The 20,877-nt window shown below is 44.7% G+C and carries 14 protein-coding genes and 2 tRNA genes; 10 read left to right on the top strand and 6 right to left on the bottom strand.

Annotation, left to right across the window (positions count from 1 at the left end):
* Positions 1–37 precede the first annotated feature (37 nt).
* The 3 genes from NPE20_RS00220 to NPE20_RS00230 all read left to right on the top strand — a co-directional run bounded on the left by NPE20_RS00220 (position 38) and on the right by NPE20_RS00230 (position 3,479).
* Complete coding sequence (locus NPE20_RS00220; protein WP_256536576.1) at positions 38–1,186, top strand: TlpA disulfide reductase family protein; 1,149 nt, start codon at positions 38–40, stop codon at positions 1,184–1,186.
* A gap of 137 nt (positions 1,187–1,323) precedes the next feature.
* Complete coding sequence (locus NPE20_RS00225; RefSeq protein ID WP_256536577.1) at positions 1,324–3,057, top strand: trypsin-like peptidase domain-containing protein; 1,734 nt, start codon at positions 1,324–1,326, stop codon at positions 3,055–3,057.
* A gap of 149 nt (positions 3,058–3,206) precedes the next feature.
* The gene (locus NPE20_RS00230) at positions 3,207–3,479 is read left to right on the top strand and encodes a hypothetical protein (protein ID WP_256536578.1); all 273 of its coding nucleotides are present in this window, start codon (positions 3,207–3,209) and stop codon (positions 3,477–3,479) included.
* A gap of 223 nt (positions 3,480–3,702) precedes the next feature.
* Here the strand turns inward: NPE20_RS00230 and NPE20_RS00235 are convergent, their stop codons facing one another.
* From NPE20_RS00235 to hscB, 3 genes are all read right to left on the bottom strand, one after another.
* Positions 3,703–4,083 (bottom strand): hypothetical protein, encoded by a 381-nt coding sequence (locus NPE20_RS00235; RefSeq protein WP_256536579.1) that lies wholly within the window; start codon positions 4,081–4,083, stop codon positions 3,703–3,705.
* 301 nt (positions 4,084–4,384) lie between these two features.
* A tRNA-Leu gene (locus NPE20_RS00240) sits at positions 4,385–4,464 on the bottom strand.
* 22 nt (positions 4,465–4,486) lie between these two features.
* The gene (gene hscB, locus NPE20_RS00245; RefSeq protein ID WP_354003214.1) at positions 4,487–5,014 is read right to left on the bottom strand and encodes a Fe-S protein assembly co-chaperone HscB; all 528 of its coding nucleotides are present in this window, start codon (positions 5,012–5,014) and stop codon (positions 4,487–4,489) included.
* 69 nt (positions 5,015–5,083) lie between these two features.
* On the opposite strand from hscB, the gene NPE20_RS00250 reads away from it, so the two are divergent.
* From NPE20_RS00250 to NPE20_RS00280, 7 genes are all read left to right on the top strand, one after another.
* Entirely contained in the window at positions 5,084–5,872 is a 789-nt protein-coding gene (locus tag NPE20_RS00250) for a helical backbone metal receptor (RefSeq protein ID WP_256536580.1), read from the top strand.
* A gap of 82 nt (positions 5,873–5,954) precedes the next feature.
* Positions 5,955–6,036, top strand: a tRNA-Leu gene (locus tag NPE20_RS00255).
* A gap of 302 nt (positions 6,037–6,338) precedes the next feature.
* Positions 6,339–10,547, top strand: coding sequence for a hybrid sensor histidine kinase/response regulator (locus NPE20_RS00260; protein ID WP_256536581.1), 4,209 nt, complete (start codon positions 6,339–6,341; stop codon positions 10,545–10,547).
* Positions 10,548–10,805: 258 nt separating this feature from the next.
* Entirely contained in the window at positions 10,806–11,555 is a 750-nt protein-coding gene (locus tag NPE20_RS00265; protein WP_256536582.1) for an SDR family NAD(P)-dependent oxidoreductase, read from the top strand.
* 68 nt (positions 11,556–11,623) lie between these two features.
* Complete coding sequence (locus tag NPE20_RS00270) at positions 11,624–12,205, top strand: TetR/AcrR family transcriptional regulator (RefSeq protein WP_256536583.1); 582 nt, start codon at positions 11,624–11,626, stop codon at positions 12,203–12,205.
* A 274-nt stretch (positions 12,206–12,479) separates the two neighbouring features.
* The gene (locus tag NPE20_RS00275; RefSeq protein ID WP_256536584.1) at positions 12,480–13,724 is read left to right on the top strand and encodes a hypothetical protein; all 1,245 of its coding nucleotides are present in this window, start codon (positions 12,480–12,482) and stop codon (positions 13,722–13,724) included.
* A 20-nt stretch (positions 13,725–13,744) separates the two neighbouring features.
* Complete coding sequence (locus NPE20_RS00280; protein WP_256536585.1) at positions 13,745–15,019, top strand: hypothetical protein; 1,275 nt, start codon at positions 13,745–13,747, stop codon at positions 15,017–15,019.
* 67 nt (positions 15,020–15,086) lie between these two features.
* On the opposite strand, the gene NPE20_RS00285 is transcribed toward NPE20_RS00280, so the two are convergent.
* The 3 genes from NPE20_RS00285 to pbpC all read right to left on the bottom strand — a co-directional run bounded on the left by NPE20_RS00285 (position 15,087) and on the right by pbpC (position 20,874).
* The gene (locus NPE20_RS00285) at positions 15,087–17,459 is read right to left on the bottom strand and encodes an eCIS core domain-containing protein (protein WP_256536586.1); all 2,373 of its coding nucleotides are present in this window, start codon (positions 17,457–17,459) and stop codon (positions 15,087–15,089) included.
* A gap of 316 nt (positions 17,460–17,775) precedes the next feature.
* Complete coding sequence (locus NPE20_RS00290) at positions 17,776–18,480, bottom strand: 3'-5' exonuclease (RefSeq protein ID WP_256536587.1); 705 nt, start codon at positions 18,478–18,480, stop codon at positions 17,776–17,778.
* Between the two features lie 9 nt (positions 18,481–18,489).
* Positions 18,490–20,874, bottom strand: coding sequence for a penicillin-binding protein 1C (pbpC, locus tag NPE20_RS00295; protein ID WP_256536588.1), 2,385 nt, complete (start codon positions 20,872–20,874; stop codon positions 18,490–18,492).
* Positions 20,875–20,877 lie beyond the last annotated feature (3 nt).

Here is a 20,877-nt window from a genome sequence, read left to right on the forward strand (position 1 = left end):
TAACAAATATCTAAACCTTTTTTAAAGTAAATACACAATGAAAATTAAATTATCGATCCTTGCTTTTTTGCTACCTGCAATTGCCTTTGCACAAAAGCCAAAGTTTACTATAACCGGCCACATAGGTAAGCTGGATAAACCGGCCAAGGTTTATCTTGATTACATGGACAACGGAGATAACAACGCAAGTCATGAAGATTCATGTGTAGTTGTTAATGGCACGTTTAGTTTTACCGGCACTGTGCACGGTATTGTTACTTCGCGCATATCATTAGATCATACAGGCCAGGGCAAACCACACTCTATCTACGCCCCAAACAGTGATGTGGTCTACATTTATTTCAGTAACGAGAACCTGGTTTTCACTTCGGCAGATTCGCTAATTAACGCTACTGTAACAGGCTCAAAGGTTTATGACGAATTTCAGGCATATAACAAACAAATTGGTGGTACCATAATGGAGCTTACCAAAAACGTAAATATCGAATTTTCAAAAGCAACACCTGAGCAGCAAAAGGATACCGCCTTTGTAAAGGCTGTTGATGCAAGGTTCCGCCGCAATGTTGCCAAAAGGAACGAAAAACAGCTTGAGTTTGCCAAAAATAACCCCAACTCGTATTTCGGCTTAGTGGCGTTGTCAGAAGCTGCCGGGGCAAAAGTAGATATAAAAAAAGTTGAGCCGATTTTTAAAGCTTTTAAACCGGAACTCCGTAATACCGATACAGGTAAAGAGCTTGAGCAACGTATCCTGGCTGCCAGCACTACCGCGGTAGGTATGCAAGCACCCGAGTTTACCCAAAACGATGTTAACGGCAAGCCAATATCACTTGCAAGCCTTAAGGGCAAATATGTACTTGTTGAATTTTGGGCAAGTTGGTGCACTCCGTGCCGTGCAGGCAACCCCAACCTGGTTAAACAATACCAGCTTTATAAAGACAAAGGTTTTGAAATTATTTCTGTATCGCTTGATAATGTGAAAGACAGGTGGGTTGAGGCTATCAAAAAAGATGGTTTACCATGGCTACATGTTTCTGACCTTAAAGGCTGGAATAATGCAGTAGGCAGGTTATATGGTGTAAGAGCGGTGCCACAAAGTTATTTATTAGATAAAGACGGAAAGGTTATTGGCAACACATTAAGGGATGAAACCCTGAACGCCAAATTGGCCGAGCTGTTTAAAAATTAACAAGATATACAGGAAAGTGTACGGCACTTAAACCTAAAGACGCCTTTTGGCAAATAATCAGTTCAGTATAGTTAGTTACCCGGAAGCCGGTTTATTACCGGCTTCCCTTTTTATTGCCCTTAATTTTTGATTTATATATGAATAAATACAAGGCTTTGGCCATTGCCGCCATTCAAATTTTAGTGTGTGCGGCTTTAATAACAAACGCACAGCAAAAAAATAATAAGGTTCATTCTAATAAAGAAATACCCGGCTATATTTCACAGGCAATTGCAAAAAGTTATTCGGCATCTGTATTAATGTGGGAAATTGATGCCGAATCTGGCAACAGGATGAGCGCCCAGTTTAGCGGCGTTGTAGTAAGTAAAGAAGGGGAGATCCTGAGCGCGGCACATGTGGTTGCACCCGGTAAAACATACAGGGTTATGTTTCCTGACGGAAGGGAGTGTACAGCAAAAGGATTAGGTCGCATATCTATACCGCCTACGTTTATGCTGCCTGATGCTGCTATGTTAAAAATTGTTGACAAAGGCCCCTGGCCATTTGCACAAATGGGATGGTCATCATCGTTAAGTGTTAATCAACCATGCATCAGCATAGCGTATCCCGAAAGCCCGGAACAACGAAAACCTAATATCAGGTTCGGGCGCATCACCCTGCTAAAAAACAAGCATGGTTTTGTGCAATCAAGCTGTGTTATGGAACCCGGTGATTCCGGTGGTCCGTTATTTGACCTGCTGGGGCGCGTTATTGGCATCCACAGCGGCATTGAAGTACCCGAAGATGTAAACTACGAGGTACCTGTTGATACTTACCGCAAATACCGGAGTGCTTTAAATAAGCCCGAAAATTATACAGTATTACCTGCAGATACCGATGCTTTTGTAAAAGACACCCTAATCGCTTCCATCAAATCTATACCACCGGTAAAGAACCTGCAGGTTGAATTCAATAAGCTTAACGCGCAAGTCAAAGCTAACTGTATTAAAATAAAAAGTGTGATCGATGGTAAGGAAGAGCAAATATCCGGTACGCTTTTATCATTGGATGGGCTGAAATTAAAACCGGCATTTACCGGTAAAACGGTTTTGCTAAGCAAAAATTCAATGGTGGGTGAAAGCCCTGCAATTATATTACCGGGTGGTGAAATCGTCAAAGCCAGGGTATTAGCCCGTAGCACGGCCAATGACCTGGTTTTATTACTCCCGGCCAAAACAATTGGCAAAGGCATAAAGTTGGATTTAACCGAACGGGATGGCATTACTTTTAATGACTTGGGTCAGTTCTTAATATCTCCCCGTCCGGATTCGGTTTACCGGACGGGCGTTACCGGAAGCATGTCTGTGAATTTGCCTAAAATAACCAGTTATGGATATATTGGCGCCACTACAGCGCTGAAGGACGATAAGCTGGTGTTTGCATCTGTCAGCCCCGGTAGCGCGGCAGAGGCCGGGGGAGTAAAACCCGAAGACCGGCTACTGACGGTAGACGGGCATAACGTGGAGGACCAGCTTGATTTTATTAAAGCGCTTCAAAAATACAGGGCCGGTGATACCACTATAATTACGATATCAAGAGAATCAAAAAGTTATACTAAGCTGATCATACTAAAATATCCGCCGCAAAAAACATTTAATCATCCTGCCGAGTTGTTCCCGGGCGGAAAGAGCATCAGGAGGGACGGGTTTGATAATGTGTTTATTCACGATACAAAGATACAGCCGTATGAATGCGGCGGACCTGTATTTAAAGGCAACGGCCATTTTATGGGTATTAATATAGCCAGGTTAAGCAGGACAAGCAGCGTTGCTGTTCCAGCAAGCACGGTAAGACGATTCGTAAGTGCTGTGATGGTGGCCCTGTCCCTATAAGTCGCAGCGAATTTTTTTCCGGCTCCGGTGTTGAAAGTCGACGCTTCACCGTCAGCTTTAATGAAAAATAATTTGTCTGTCAACTCTTTATTAAAAAGTTTGTTATCTGAAAAGGAACCAAACTCAGCACTAACAAAATGAACAGGACCATGAGCATAAAAAATAACAATAAGAAAATGGAGCGCGCCAGGGCCATAGGCGCTTACGCATTGGGTGCCAGGGCAATAGGCGCTGGTGCAACGGGAGCCTTAGCGCTGGGATGCGTGGCCATCGGCTCGATCGCTGTTGGCGCGTTTTACCTTGGTCGCTTATCTGTTAAAAAGGCCTCGTTTGGCGATATGCATATTGATAAGCTAACTATCGAAGACCTGGAAATTATAAATAGTAAAATCAATGTTGACGGGTCTGCTGATAACAATTAAATCAATTAAAAGGACCGGAACGGAGAGCTTACCTGTTCGCTACTTCCGTGCACAGAATGGGAATAGCGACCCTATTTCAGGTTTTGGAATTGGGCTGTATCTAAGTGCCGGAATTATTCGCCGTCTTAACGGTGAGATTGGGGTAAACGGCGAACCGGGTAAATTGCTTTGCTGAAACCCGGGCCTGTTCAGGAATTGTTTGATGGAAGTTTATAACCGGCCGTTATGATCTGTCTTTTATACAAGTGTTTTTGAATACAGCGCACAGGTTACAGTCATCGCCGGAAAATACCCAAAACGTTTCTTTCGTTGCCAGGCGCGATGTGAATATTTTAAGGGTACCGATCTGTCCCTCTAACTGCGGAAAAGCCTCGGTTACATAGGCGCTTTTAAACGGGGATAACAGGAAGACCAGTTCCGGTTCGGAAAACAGTGTATTGAAAATATCCTTATACGAATGGTTGAGAAAGGACAATACATGTGGAACGCTGGAGTATTTGCCACCCTCATATTTACTGAAGAAATAGATGCAGGCCGCTAAAAAGTTGATCGCGGATTGGGTAAAGAACTGATCGCTGCCACCCGACTTATCGCCTTTTTTCATCGCTTCCACCAAACCTTCGGCACTTTCGGAAAAAAATGCCTTCAGAGGTCAATTTTGTTGAGTTGACCCATAAAGCAATGTCGAACCTTAAAAACCTCGCTCAGATATACAGGGAGGCAAATATTGAAGGCAAAAGGCTCATTATTGGTTCGACTTTTTCAAAAAAAATGGGATTTTTCAGATTCTAAAGGTCGAACCACTTACCTAAGTAAATCGGTTGGGTTGATGTATCTGATTAACAATAAGTTAGGAAATAAAAAAACCGGAATAAAGGCAAAAAAATGCGATTACTCCGGTTCGGTACCCAGCGCCGGAGTCGAACCGGCACGGTTTCCCACAGGTGTTTGAGACCAGCGCGTCTACCAATTCCGCCAGCTGGGCATACTTAAAGCAAGTCTTTTGCTTAGAAGCGGGCTGCAAATGTATCTAAACTCTCTTTAATTCGCAACAGATATTTTTGCCTGAAGTAAATATTTGCAATGTCGTTAAGGCGGCTTTCTTTCGCGGTATCGTCCAGTTGTTCATAGCCAGCTGTCAGCTTATTTAAGGCCTCTGTCATATCGCCCTCAATAGCAGCAACTTCTGCAGTAACATTGGCAAGTTGTTCGGCGTCTTCAATTTCCATCAGGCGCTCGTTAATTTCCATCATCTCCATTAAAAAATCTGCCGGGAGTGATGGTTTTGCACCTTCGCTTACCAGGTTATGCAGCCTTAAAACGTATTCGAGTAGCTTATTTGGGTCGCTAAGGGTTTGGTAAGCTTTATTATTAAGTGTTGATAGCTCCAAAATTTCCTGCTGTTTGGCATCATCCTCGTTAGCAAAAAAATCGGGGTGATACTGCTTGCTTAGAGCATAAAATTGCTTTTTTAGCTGCGCAGCATTTGGCTTAAATGTTTCAGTTATTCCGTAAAAATCAAAATAATTCATCATTGCAAAACTACTAATTTTTGATGGCTGAAATTTAATCTACCTTAGCACAAAGAATAAAACCGAACAATTATGCCGGTATTTTACGATCAGATGAATAAGGCTGTTAATTTGCCGGCTACACCACAACGAATAATATCTATTGTGCCTTCGCAAACCGAACTTTTGTTTGACCTTGGTTTGCAAGAGCAAATTGTTGGTATAACAAAATTTTGTATCCATCCGGCTGATAAAGTTAAGCTTGTGCCCAAAATAGGGGGTACCAAGCAATTAAATATGCAGACGATACATAACCTGCAGCCCAATCTCATAATTGCCAATAAGGAAGAAAATGAACAAAGCCAGGTTGAAGAGTTGATGGCGCATTACCCGGTTTGGATAAGCGATATTAAAGATCTGCACAGTGCGTTAAGCATGATTAATAAGGTAGGGGAGATAACTGGTAAACCAACTGAGGCGGTAAACATATCAAACCAAATATTTCTGCAGTTTCAAACCTTGCAACCTGCAAAAATAAATATCCGGGTAGCTTACCTCATATGGCGTAAACCTTACATGGCCGCGGGTAACAGTACTTTTATAAATAGTATGCTACAACTTTGCGGTTTTAAAAATGTAATTAATGTTGATAGATATCCAGAATTAACCGCCGTAGATTTAGTTGCTGCCAACCCTGATGTATTGCTGTTATCATCAGAGCCGTATCCTTTTAGCCAAAAACATATTGATGAGTTTAAGATTATACTGCCCAATGCCAAAATATTACTGGTAGATGGCGAGCTGTTTTCGTGGTATGGCAGCCGCTTATGGCATGCCCCGGCATATTTTAACAGGCTCATAAATAAATTAACAGCAATGTAATGAGGCAGATAAAGAAAAATGTGAAATTCAATTTTAAAATATAGCATTTAAAGCTATCTTTGCACACTCTAAAAAACCAAACGCGGAAGTGGCGTAATTGGTAGCCGCACCAGACTTAGGATCTGGCGCCGCGAGGCGTGGGGGTTCGAGTCCCTTCTTCCGCACTAAGTTTAAAGCCGTTAACTAAAAAGTTAGCGGCTTTTTTTATTCCCAAAAAACCGCCGCATACGATAATAACCACTGACCTTATTCAGCGCAATAATGGTTGACGGAGAGTTTGAACTGCAAGAATTGCTTTTCAGTGAAAGGGAAATTTCTTAAAGTGCGGAAATATTAGCGGATGTTAATGCCCAACCTATCAGCTGGTTGTGGCAGCAATTGCAGTAGCCCAATAATATTTTATATTATGCTTTACCGATAAATTAAACTTATAATTGAATTTATCGTACAAAAGAAAAATATTCTCATGTCGGCCCTCTGGAAATTCTTATTGGTAACGCTGCTTTTTCCGCTGTTTTGTTCTTCTGTATTTGGGCAGGAAACCACCCTGACGCTTAGGCAGCCCAATAGCGCGAATGTTATTTCCCAGAATTCCATACAATGCATTTTAAAGGACAGTTACGGCTTTATGTGGTTCGGTACTCAGGACGGTTTGAACCGTTATGATGGTTACCGGTATCTGGTATATAAGCATCTCGCAAGAGATCCGGGCAGCCTCCCGGCCAACAACGTGCAGGCCATTTGTGAGGATTCGCAGGGAAACGTGTGGGTGGGTACCCGGCTGGGCGGTTTAAGCCGTTATGACCGCAGAAGCGAACGCTTTACTACTTTTAAGCATGACCCGAAAGTCAAAACTTCGCTGGTGAGTAATATTATTACCTGCCTGTTTGCTGACGCGGCAGGCAACCTTTGGGTGGGCACAGAAGAAGGGCTGGACCTGATAAAAAAAGGATCGGCCGTTTTTGAACATTTTACTCACTCACCGGGGCAGGCCAATAGCCTGAGCAGCCCGGCAGTCCACGCTGTTTACGAAGACAAATATCACCAGCTTTGGGTCGGCACGGCAGAAGGGCTGAGCCGCTTCGACGCAGGCAAACGACAATTCACCCGGTTCCTCAGCGATAACCGGATCAATACCCTGACCGGGGACGAGCAGGGCAATCTCTGGATAGGGACAGCCAAAGGCCTTAAGAGTTATAACCATGATGGTTCATTTAAATCTTATACAAATGAAACCGGCCCGGCCCCTGACAATGGCAACAGCCCGGTATATGCCCTGGCTCCTGACGGGCACGGGGTGCTTTGGGTGGGCACCAATACGACACTGCAGTTGTTCGACATCAAAAGGCGGGTATTCATACCAGTTAATTCCAAAGAGAGCCGTAACCTGCCTAATGATGGGATTTACTCTCTTTTCGACGACCGAAAGGGTGGGCTTTGGATAGGGACCTCCAGTGTTGGTGTATTACAATACAATAAAAATTACAATATCTTTCCGTCTTATAATGCCAAAGAGGAGGGTCTTCCCTCGGCCCGCAATATTATCAGGGGGATTACAGCTGACAAAAAAGGGAACCTATACCTGGCAACTGATGCAGGCCTCGAGGTGGTAGAACAGCAGACTGGGCGGATCAGGAACTATGTCCACCAGCCTGGTGTGGCCGGCAGCATAGCCACTAATTCTACAGCTACTGTACTGATGGATAGGGCCAATACATCCGTTTGGATAGGTACATACAGTGAGGGCCTCGAACGATTTGATATTAAAACCCGTACATTCCACCATTATCCGGTTGGCGAGACTGCCGGTAGGATCAGCGCCAGGGCGGTTTATGCGCTCCTGGAAGGCCGGGACGGGCGCATCTGGATAGGAACTGACAAAGGTGGGGTCAACGTGTTAGACCCTGCCACAGGTAATATTTTAAGAATAAAGAATAATGTAAAGGATCCCGGCTCACTGGGCGACAATTCTATCGAAGCCCTTTACGAAGATCGGCAAGGTAATGTTTGGATGGGGGGCTATACAAACGGGGTTTCGGTATTTCACCCGTCGACCGGTCTTTTTACGCGTATCACTACGGCTAATAGCGCTTTGACGAGCGACGTGATCAGTTTTTTCCATGAAGATGCCAAAGGCCGGATGTGGATCGGTACAATGGAAGGCGGATTGAATGTAATTGATAAAAAAACGAAAGCGATAAGCGCCTATACAGAAGAGAATGGACTGGTCAATAATACAGTTAATTATATCGCTGAAGACCACCAAGGCTATTTGTGGATAAGTACATTGAGAGGGATCACGCGTTTTGACCCGGAAAAGAAAACCTTCCGGAATTTTACCCGATCTAACGGTATCCGCAACATGGAGTTTAATTTTGGCAGTGGTGCCATATTGCCCGGCGGTCGCATCGCTTTCGGCGGCATCAATGGTTATAATCTGGTAGATCCGGCTACGCTTCGAGGGAACGATACCCCCCCTGTGGTGAGGTTCACGGGCTTTTCCTTATTCAATAGGCCACTTCAGTCCCGGGTGGGTGACCATCGGAATGATCCTGGTATTTCAGCCGCCGGTGAGATCCGCTTAAAGCACGGGCAGTCCGTATTTGCACTGGAATTTGCGGCGCTGGATTATACCGCCCCCGATGAAAATACGTACGCTTATAAATTGGAGGGCTTTGATCCGGACTGGCGTTATGTAGGTACCCGCAGAACCGCGACCTACACGAACCTGGACCCGGGTACTTATACTTTTCTTGTAAAGGCGGCCAATAATGACGGTGTATGGAGTCGGCATCCGGCAGCGATCCGGGTTGTGATTGTTCCGCCTTTCTGGATGACCTGGTGGTTTAGGTTGCTGATGCTCCTGCTGCTTGCCGGTATTATCACCGTTGCTTACCGGTTCCGTATACGTTTTCTGAAAGGGCAGCGGGCTATGCTGGCAAAGCAGGTGGAGGAACGTACAAAACAGATTCAGGAACAGGCAGCGGACCTGCAGGCGCTGAACGAAGAATTGCAGGTGCAGACCGAAGAATATCAGGCGCAGTCAGAAGAACTGCAGGTGCAATCGGAAGAACTTATCCGGCAAAGGGAGCAGGCTGAGGTCGCACGTGCGGAAGCCGATAAAGCTAATTTGGCCAAAAGTACCTTCCTGGCCACTATGAGTCACGAGATCAGGACCCCCATGAACGGCGTGTTGGGTATGGCATCCCTTTTATCTGAAACAGAACTGGATGCCGAGCAACGCGAATATACGGATGCGATAATGAACAGTGGCGATTCGCTGCTTACGGTGATCAATGATATACTCGACTTTTCTAAGATCGAATCGGGGCATCTCGAGCTGGACAAACGGGATTTTGAGCTCAGGAAATGCGTAGAAGATGTTTTTGACCTTTTTACCCCCAAAGCTGCCGAGTCTCATATCGACCTGATCTATCATATTGACGATCAGTTACCATCTCATTTGTATGCTGATGGGGCTCGGCTCAGACAGGTACTTATTAACCTGGTGGGCAATGCTGTGAAATTTACGCACCAGGGGGAAGTTTTTTTGGGAGTTAGACTGGTCTCCGCAAATGGCGAAGATCTCCAACTCAGTTTCGAGGTTAAGGACACTGGCATCGGTATCTCCTCCGAACAAACCCCTAATCTTTTCAAAGCATTTAATCAGATCGATTCTTCTATCACCCGTCGTTATGGCGGGAGCGGTCTCGGGCTGGTGATCAGCGAAAGGCTGATCCGACTCATGGGCGGCAGGATCGTTGTAAGCAGCGAACCGGGTAAAGGAAGTACTTTTGCATTCAGTATCAGCTGCCGGAAGGGTAAGGACGTTGTAACGCCTACCTTGTCCGCGCTTGCAAGTGACTGCGTGGGGAAAAAGGTGCTGGTGATCGATGATAATAAAACTAACCTGCGCATCCTCAAGATCCAGCTTGAAAAATGGCTGATGAACGTCACTGCCGTTTCTTCCGCCAAAGAAGCACTGGCATTCATAACAGGTAATAGGAATACAGATCTGATCGTTACCGATATGCAGATGCCTGATATGGACGGCATTTCATTATGCCAGCGCATCAGGTCTATGGAAATCGGTTGTCCCATCGTTTTATTAAGTTCACATGGTCACGAAAGCAGGAAGATGCATCCCGGGCTTTTTAGCGCGGTGCTAACCAAGCCGGCAAAACAGCAGCAGTTGCTGAATGTATTGCGGGCAGCGATGGCCGGAGGAGAAGAGATGCTGGCCGGATCAGGGAAAAAACAATCGGTGCTCGCTGAAACCTTCGCAAGAGATTACCCATTCCGCATGTTGATCGCGGAAGATAACCTCATGAATCAGAAGCTCATCATCAGGATACTGAATAAACTCGGGTATCAACCTGATCTGGCCAGCGATGGCAGGGAGGTAATGGATATGGTGGCGGACACGAACTATGACCTCATTTTAATGGACGTGCAGATGCCTCATATTGACGGACTGGAGGCAACGCGTCTGATCAGGAAGCTTTACGGGGCCAGGCCACTAATTGTGGCTATGACCGCAAATGCGCTGACGGAAGATAAGGATAATTGTATCCGGGCCGGTATGGATGCCTACCTGTCCAAGCCGCTCCATCTGGAATTGTTGACCGCGTGCTTAGCGGAATTGTATCAGAAAAACCGCTTGCCGGATCTTTAAGCCTATGGTTTGGAACAATAGTAACCAGGCCTGTAAAAAATAAAACAATTTATTGCTGCTACTTTAAAAACAAAGAAAAAAATAAATTAGGATTTTCAAGCTTCTGGCGCCATACTTACGGTATTGGCCTACTCTATAATTTTTTTTGATCCGGTTTGTCATTCCAAAATGATAATTTAAAATAACAGAACGCTCATTCCGTTATTGATATATATTTGCGGAACGATTATTCCAATTAACAAATAATCGCTCACAAAAATGAAAAAATTAGAAAACAAAGTAGCAGTTGTAACCGGTGCCTCTAAGGGTATCGGTGCAGGTATAGCCAAAGGCCTTGCAGCAGAAGGCGCATCGGTTGTAGTAAATTATTCATCATCTAAAGAAGGTGCTGATAAGGTTGTTGAAGAGATTGTATCCGCCGGCGGTAAAGCTATCGCGGTGCAGGGAAGTGTATCAAACAAAGCTGATGTTACCCGCTTATTTGAAGAAACAACAAAAGCTTTTGGCCCTACAGATATTTTAGTGAACAATGCCGGCGTATATAAATTTGGCCAGATAGAGCAGATCACCGAAGAAGATTTTCATAACCAATTTGATACTAACGTGCTTGGCTTATTGTTAACCACACAAGCCGCAGTGGCAAACTTTAATCAAAATGGTGGAAGTATTATCAACATTGGTTCGGTAGTAAGCAATATCACGCCTGTTGGCAGCTCTATTTATACAGCAACTAAAGGTGCGGTAGATGCCATAACCCATGTTTTGGCTAAAGAGCTTGGTCCTAAAAATATCAGGGTGAACTCAATTAACCCGGGTATGGTGGAAACGGAAGGTACACATACCGCCGGCTTTATCGGTAGCGACTTTCATCATGAAGCAGTTCGTACTACCCCGCTGGGCAGAATTGGTCAGCCGGATGATATTGCATTGATCGCCGTTTTCCTTGCATCAGAAGATTCGCGCTGGTTAACAAATGAAACCTTGCTTGCCGGTGGCGGTGTAAGGTAATACAGGTTTCTTAATAAATATTTAAAAATGAATAGCTTTGCTTAATAATAAGCAAGGCTATTTGTGTTATGGCAAGAACAAAAGATTTTGATGAACAGGAAGTGCTAAATAAAGCGGTAAATATATTCTGGCTAAAAGGATATAGCGGCACTTCCATGCAGGACCTGGTAGACGGGCTGGGCATCAGCCGCTCCAGTCTTTATGATACCTACGGGGATAAGCACACCTTATTTTTAAAAGCGCTTGAAAGTTATCAATGTTCAAATTCAGGGCGGTTCACGCAAATTGTTGGCGGCAACCTGTCTGCTAAGGATACCATTAAAAAGTTGTTGGAATTTATTGTCTGCGAATTACTAAATGATAAAAGCCAAAAGGGATGCTTTATGGTAAATGCAGAGGTAGAAGTGGCCTTGCATGACAAAGAAGTTAGTGAGATGATCCAAAAGAACGACCAGCAAGTTGAGGAGACGTTTTTTCAGGTGATCAAACAAGGGCAGGATAGCGGCGAGATCGCTACCTCCCGGGACGCGCGCGCATTGGCGAGGTTCCTGTTTAATACGGTTAAGGGAATGCAGGTAATGGTAAAATCAACTACCGAGCGGACCATTTTTGAAGATATCATTAGCTTGGCAGTATCGGTGCTGGACTGATCTATTAATGGCCGCCTGGCCTATTCGGTCTAAAAATCTATTAATTTCTGGTTCTTAAAATGGCTATGTGTAGCTATTTTTAGCAAGAGCCTTTATGGTGACATTTATAGAAACCTATATGTCTGATGTAACGGCCTGTGAGAGGCCGAAACGAAAAAAGACAGCCCCTTTCTATATCACCATGGTAAGCAAAAAATTAAACGTTAGAGCCTCTCAGTATTCTATAACGAGACCGTTTTTTAGAAAAATTGGAATTATTGCCGCTTTTCTTTTATTGCCGCTTTCAATTTTTGCACAAAACGTTAATCCAAAAGCAAAGCAACAAGCGCTATTAAAGAAAGCCGAATGGTCAAAGCTGGCTGCAATAAAATTAGCCACCGGGGTACAAGATAGCGTTGTGCGTATTAAAAATCTGCGTACGCAGTTAGATTCTGCTAAAATAAACGAGGTTATAGCTATTAAAGTGTTTACCCAACGCGATATCAGGTTATTCAATACCTTATATATCAATGGTTTCCCTATCGAAAATTTAAAACCGTTAAAGGCAAGTGATTCCGAAAAAATTATTTATTTCAAGCTTGATAAGCCGGTGCAATCGCAACTTTTGTCCTTTTTGGAAAGAACCCCTTTTGAGACAACAGTTGTGCCGGTATACTTCGGGGTAGGTGCAAACGTAAAAGTGAACTTAACGGTTAAGGACACTACGGTAATAAAAGATCCGCTGACCGCCATAGCAAAAACAGTTATCAAAGATACCACCGTACAGGTTGAGCGAGGCATTATTGCCAAATCAAACGACCCGGTCTATGTTGAAGTTAAACAAAAAATAAAAATAGGTTGGGTTTATGCGGCCGCGTTGGCTGTAGGTATGATAATCGTTTTAGGATTGTTCCATGATATGCTAAAAGATAATAGCAACCTTTATTACAGCCTGGCAAACACACAGTTGTTTTTTTGGACGGTTTTGTTTGTGGTCGCTTACCTCAGTATCTGCTTTAAAACGGATACGCTGCCAGATATTCCTCTTTCCGTACTGGCCATATTAGGCATAAGCGTTTCTACAACAGCCGTATCAAAGCTCATTGATAAAAACCCTACCAAGGCCCCAATTATTGATAAGAACGCTACAAGCCAGGGCCTTTTCGTTGATATTTTATCAGATGGCGTCAGCATTAACGTCCAGCGGGTTCAAAATGTGGCTTTTAATGCCTTCTTCGGGGTACTGTTTCTTCAAAAGGCTTTCTCTACCAATTTACTGCCTGATTTTGATAATAATGTGCTGTTATTGCTTGGCATAAGCGCGGGCGCTTACGCAGGCCTTAAAAATACCGAACCCGCGAAAGAACAAACCGAAGAACCTGTTGATACGCTTGAAGACAGGGGCGAAATAGCAAAAGGAGCGGACAAAGCACAAACGGCAAGCCCGGAAAATGTTGACAACGCGGCCAATGCCGGAGCAGGGCCTGCAGCTGCTCCTCCTGTGACTGATGGTTCCCAAACAGATGAAGCCGCCCCATAACCGTAACTAATTTTGCAGCAATGAGAATTGCCTTTATGCGAAAATATCTCTTTCTCCCTGCCGTTTTTTGCATTCTGGCGATGACTGCCCGTGCGCAAACAGTTGAACAGATCGTCGCTGAAATAGGTGCAGTAAATAGCAAGGTTGTTAATGCAACTTGTGCCACAGGTACGGGAATGCTGATCTCTAACAAAGCGATGAACATTTTCCTTTCTAATAAAGTCAGTTCCTATTTATCCGATAATTATGATCTGTCACTTTATAAGAACTACGTTACATTAAACGCTGCCGAAGGAAGTATAGCTATCAGTCATAACTTTCACCAGCCTGTAGATACTGACGATCGGGTCAGGTCATTTTGGGTGATCAGCGCCAGGGCTAACATCGCGAACACCTACGCCGGGAATTTTACGGGCAGGTATATCAATAATCAGTTAGGTGTTGCCCTGCAAAAAACATGGATGGGCAAACCCAAAACACTTTACGACTGTGCCGATCAAAAACTAAAAATGGATGCCGACAGGGCCATTCTGATCCAAAACATAGCAACCGGGGTACGTACTAAGGCTACTGCATTTGAAACTGACCTAACTGCCCTTAAATCAAATGATGTACCCGGCCAGGATCTTACAACCGTAAAAAACACCCTCCGGCGAAATTTTTACGCTACGCTTAGGGAAGAATACCTTAGAAATTTTTCACAGGCCCAGTCCGATCTGCTGATTAATACGAATAATTATAAATGGATAACAGACGCCTGGACAACCGTCGGCATTTACGCGCCCGTCATTCCGCAAAAGTTTGAAGTGGCAGATGGGAACAACAATGCTGCCAGCCGTTATAACTACCCGTTTCAGGCTTTTGTTATGCATACCCGGTTCTGGGATAGCCCTAAAACCGGGCGCTTCTTTCTTGTTTTTTTAGGTAAAGCAAGTATCAACAACAGCGTCCAGGGGGGCGACCCGGGCCTGACCGGTTCCGATGGCAGTTACGCTGGAACTTACCGGAATTATCTTACACCGTCCGTGTCGGGCAAACTGGTTTATATACTTCCCGATTCACATGTTGGAGTGAGCTTTAAATCAGAAAAAAACTTCGGATCATATCATGCTGCCAATTTAATAACCGGAATCCCAATTGTTCTAATTGATAAGAAGGGGGTACCCATATTTAACTTTGAACCACAAATTATTTTTTATAACATCAACAACACCCCACTCAGAAATGAACTGTCGCGCAATAAAATTTTTGTGGGATTAACTGTTGGTTTCCCACTCAGCAAAATCGTTTATTGATACCATACTTTCAATTAATTTACGATTTCCAAAAATATCGATTCAAAATACCGTTATCTTTTTTCAGTTAATTGTAGTCGCATTTTTTGCCGATAGAACCATTATTGCCACTCCTGTCGCGGCATGATGCCTTATCTTTAGGTTTTGGCTCATGAGGGCCAAAGCTTCCGTTCGCTTCTGCCTGCTGTGCATAGGGTTTGCATTTTGCATCATCCATTAGAGTTGGGCTTAATGAACCGCTTGTACTCTTTTTTTCCATATGGGTTTCGGGGTGTGTTTCAACCAGTTTTACAGTAGCAAACCTGAGGTAACCAAAGATGTTCTCCCATGGGCGGCGGCCCTTTCCCTTGCTGGCTATAAAACGGTCGATCGCGGTTAGTAACCTTGGTGCAGCCGGGGAACCGGCATCTATACCAAAAAGAGATAAACGAGCGGCCGGATCCTGTAGTTTTTTGTTTTGAAGTAAGGCAAGGAATTGATCAGCCAGTTGCGCATTTGTAATATCATCTCCTACCAAAAAGTTGCTAACTTCTTCGGGGCCTTTAAAACCCACCTCCGTGATAGCATCAGTAAGGCCGCTGCCCGGTAAAATGGAAGCTGTTCGTCCAAGCAGTTCACCACCTGGTTCGGGTTGGGGGAGTTGAACATTTGCCCCAAGTTTAGGCGCCAGCAGATCATGCAAATGCTTGGCCCGTGCCATGGAAAGCTGCTCGTTTGGTGTCGGCCTGTCGCGGTTATCTTCAGGTGAGGCGTAGCCCATTACAGATTCTATTTTGGCGCCTGCTTTTACGCGCCGGGCAACCTCATCAAGCATTTGAGTCGATTGTGCTTTAAGTACCGGATCTGTAGTGTCATTTGCTGTATCAAGGCTAAAATAATAACGTAACGGAGTTGTTTCGCTAACCTCATAAGTTACCGGTTCTTCATAGTCACGTGGCGGTATGTCCTCACGACATTCATATACTACGGGGCACCTGCACTCCTGGCAAGTTTTATCACTTATCTCTTGCCCCGGAAGATTGCCCTGTATAACAGGTATGATCTGGCGGTTTTTATCCTGTATATTTTTAACGTCGACACCTACTTCGAACTTACCCACTTTAACCCCCGCGGTAATATCGGTATCAACTTTTCCTGTATCTAATCCTTTGGTTATTTCGCCGCTTAAGCCGCCCTGTACCTTATCAGTACCTATTCTAAGATCTACTTTACCACGAATTTGCGGCTCTGAACCGGTATTGCTGGCACCTCCTTCAACCCCGATATTCGCACCAACGCCACCATTATTCGGCGCAATATTAATATCGCCACGAACAGTGACGTCGCCTTTGGTGAGGCCACTTGGCTTTACAGTGCCATCCAGCGTAGCTACAACCCTTCCGCGGCAAAACTCCAGCGTGAACCCGGTATCCGGCTGAAGCTGTGCGTTTGCATGCTTTTCTGTAACGTTTCGTAAATCGCAGTTGCAAAGGTATCGGGTAATGGCAATCCTAACTTTGTCTTCTCCGCGTTTTCCAGCATCAATAAAGGCTGCCCTTGGTTGCCCTCCTCGTTTTTGTTCAGAGGTAAAATCAGCCTCTGATGTACCGGTAGTGGTTGACGAATCAGCAGGCTGGCGCCTTAGTACCGGCACGGCTGAAATTTGTGTTACAGGGTTAACCGCACCATTGGTTACCTGTTCGGCAACATGTTCGGCTTCGGTTTCTTCAGGCGTATTAACAGCTCCGATATTTAGTTTAGACTGGAACGAAGATCTGCCGGCTGGAGTTTGTTGTATAGTATGGGTTAACTCATGGGCAAGCAACTTCCTGCCGGCGGTTGTATTTGGTGTATATTGGCCATGGGCAAATACTACCTTATTTCCTACAGTGTATGCGTGTGCATTCACCTTTCGTGCCGATTCTGCGGCAATTTGATTGGTATGAATGCTAACCTGACTAAAATCATGCCTGAAACGAGACTCCATAAAATTCCGCGTAGACGTATCTAAGGGTTGCCCCGGTGATTGCAGGGCCTGGTTCACCGTATCATAAGCCGGTGTAGTGCCACTACCGGATTCTTTTTTTTGCATCTTCTTTTCTTCCTCTTCACATTCTGCGCATTTTCTTTGGATTTCGGCAGGCTTACCGCTAAACCGTAAATTGAACACTTTTTCAGTGTGAGTACCAGGATTGCTCATTACTTTTTCTGCTACCGCGTCTGCTTCCTGCTCATAAATATCATTAGGCTGATTAACAGTGAGCTTTGGCATAACAGTTACCGGTGCATTGATATGAATTTTACCAATATCAATTCCTGTACTATTCTGCCTGGAAAAATTCCTTTTAACATCAGTGTATTTTGATGGGCTGATGTTTGAATTTTTGAATGCATTGTCGGCCACTTTTATTGTGTTATCAGTGCCGTTTTGTTTTGATGGTTGAGCTTGTAATGTATGCATATGCCTGCGCCTTTAAACTCGTTTTTGCCTATTACAGTTCTATGGAGAGGTTGCCAGAGTTAGCACAATTTTTTTTAAAAATATTTACAACGACCACTGTGCAATTCCCTCAACCTGTAAATAAATAATTAGGGTTTAGATGGTATTTCAGCGAATATTAATTCGGTAGTGAATTTCTGTGAAATGATCAGAAGTATCTGGAGTACAGTAAAATAATCGGAAATCTAATTTATAAATGTTTTTACGAAATATCAAAATTCCATTGATGTTTTTTAAATTGACCGGCTAAGGCGGAGGTTGTCGATTGCCAGGGCTTTTATACTATCGTAACACAATCATCTTCAATTAGATCCTCACCACGGTAGCGTCTTATTAATTGCGCGGTAGCTATTACATCCTTTTGGCAATAGGTGCATATGCGTTCTAAGGCGTTTTCTACCCAGTAAACGTGGCCAACCTGGCTTCCGTCTATATCATCTTTTGAGGTTGGGATGTTAAATATGGCGGTAAGCAAACTTAGCGATGTGTAGTTTTTATAATCGCCGAATTTCCACAGCTCCATGGTATCCAGATGTGGGATCTCCCATGGCTTTTTGCCGGTTATCTGCAAATGCGGGGGGAATGTTACACCATTGATCAGCATCCGGCGACAGATGTAAGGAAAATCAAACTCTTTGCCGTTATGCGCGCAAAGTATTACGCTTAAAGGCTGCCCGCTTAACATCCTGCCAAAATCTTCCAGCAGTTCTTTTTCATCGTGCCCGGCAAATGATTTTACCCTTAGGCCCGTACGTTTGCCCTGTGTGAAAATACCTACCGATATGCAAACGATCTTACCAAATTCGGCCCAGATCCCGGCTCGCTCGTAAAACTCTTTAGGGGTTTCGTCCTTACGCTGGTATTGGGATTTATGCGCCCATAGCTCCTGCAGGTTATCGGGCATGTCGTCGTAATCGCTGTACTGCGGTACGGTTTCAATATCTAAAACCATTAAATTACTCAGGTCGTACTGTTCAAGCATAGTACTAAGTTATTTATTCTTATCCAGCACCTCAAAATTTATTTGCAAGGTGTTGCCATTGGCATCTACTAAAGTGAGTTTATGTTTCCCTGCCGATGGGTTTAGTGCCATCTGATGATACGCGCTGCTTTCGCCCACATACTTATCATCCAGATGCCAGAAGATCTTTATACCGGGCTGCCTGTGTGCCGCATTACATATAATACGACCGCGTTTGCCATCCGCCTCCAGCGGTACATACACTTTCGCGCCATCTTTGGGATATATCAGTTCCATAGGGTTGGCCTCGGCCTGCTCGCATCCCGGCCCAAAAGGCGGCAATACGTGATACTGATAATTCTTGGTCTTGTAATAGTATTCCATAGAAGGCGGTAGTACAAACCATGTTTTGTTAATAATATTATCCGGCGACGCGCAATTACCTGTAACCTGTAATTTTTGGTCTGCCGATAAATGCACCAGTTTATGCCAGGGACAAACAGGGGCTTTTAATCCGGTTTTGGGTACCCATTGCTCTACCGGCCTGTCACAATATTGCCCTGCCCGGTAGCCGCTTTCGCGGCATACGTTTATCTTTACCAGTTCGCCTGTCGGCTCGTCAAACCAATCACGGGCAGCGGGTAACAAACGAAAGATCTCGAACAGTACCGGCGCCGCTGTATTAATGCCCGTAAGGCCCGGCCGACCCTCGCCATCGGTATTACCCACCCAAACGCCAACCACGTATTTTGGGGTAACACCAATTGCCCATCCATCCCTAAAGCCAAAACTGGTGCCCGTTTTCCAGGCTATACGCTGTGTCGAGCTAAATTGCTGCCAAAGCATTTCCTCGCCGGGGCGCATAACCTCCTCCATGGCCTGTAAGGTATAAAATATCGATCCGGCATCCAACAGGCCATTTTTTTCTAAAGATGGCTTTTGCGGGGGCGATAATGTATAAACAGGAGCATGGTAATCTTGGTTATTGTATTTGCTGCCATTCTTATTATAATGGTTCAACACCCTTGCCATATCTGCGTAAGCGCCGGTGAGTTCCCAAAGGGTGTTTTCGCCGCCACCTAATATCAATGATAGACCATAATGATCGGCAGGTTGCTTTAGGGTGGTAATGCCCACCTTTTTCAGCATATCATAAAAGCGTTCGTATTTATACTGCTGCAGCATTTTTACGGCGGGCACATTCAATGAACGCGATAAAGCATTAGATGCGGGCACAGCGCCATCATAACCCAGATCAAAATTCTCAGGGTGATAGCCCGCTATTTGCGTAGGTACATCGGGGATCAGGCTGTTAGGCAATATCAAACCATCGTGCAGCATACTGGCATAAAGCAAGGGTTTTAACGTACTCCCCGGACTGCGTGGCGCATTTACCACGTCTACATCGCTTTCCATTTCGGGGTCTTCGCGGTGGGCTATATTGCCGGCGTAGGCAAGGGTGGCGCCTGTTTCCACATCCAACACAACCGCGGCAATGTTATTAATATCATTTGCCTTTAAAACGTGGTGATGCTTCTCTAATATATCGCCAACCTGTTCCTGTAAATTAGTTTTTATAGTGGTGGTAATGCGGGTTAGGGCCTGTTTTTTGTTTTGATAGTCGGCCTTAAAGCGCTGCAGCAGATGAGGGGCCATTTGCGGCAGGGGCACAGGCTTTTCGGGCACAGGCTCAAACTTGGCAAGCGAAGCCGTTGTGCTGTCAATAACGCCTTGCTTATAAAGTCTGTCAAGCAAAAGGTTACGTTTCTTTAGCAGGATCAGTCGGTTTTTACCGGGATGTACCAGCGATGGCGAATTTGGCAAAACGGCCAGCGCAGCCATTTCTCCCCACGACAACTTGTCCGGCCCGCGACCAAAGTAGCGCCATGATGCGGCATCAAGTCCGATTACATTACTGCCAAATGGGGCATTGCTGGCATAAAGGGCCATTATTTCTTTTTTGCTGAACCCCATCTCCAGCCGTAGGGCCATAAATATTTCGCCGATTTTATTCCAGATGGTTCGGTTATGGCGGGTTGCCAGGCGTATCACCTGCATGGTAATGGTGCTGCCGCCGCTGGTTACTTTTTTTGATTTAATATTTTGCTTAACGGCACGGCTAAACGCCAGCGCATCAAAACCGGGGTGATATTCAAAGCGCTTGTCTTCAAAAGCTATTATACATTTTCTGAATTTTTCGGGCACCTCTGCATTATACGGAAACCGCCATTGCCCATCGGCAGCAATTGACGCGCCCAGTAACTGGCCGGCATCGTCATCAATAACAAAAGAGGTGGGGCTGCTAAAAAGTGGTTTGGGCAGGCAAAGGGCAAACCATAATATTAAAGCAAATAAAATAGCCATTAATATCATTACTTTTGGCTTTTTCAGGTTTTGCTTTATTCGCGATAGCATTAA

The sequence above is a fragment of the Mucilaginibacter aquariorum genome, assembly GCF_024498135.1.
Classification (GTDB): domain Bacteria; phylum Bacteroidota; class Bacteroidia; order Sphingobacteriales; family Sphingobacteriaceae; genus Mucilaginibacter; species Mucilaginibacter aquariorum.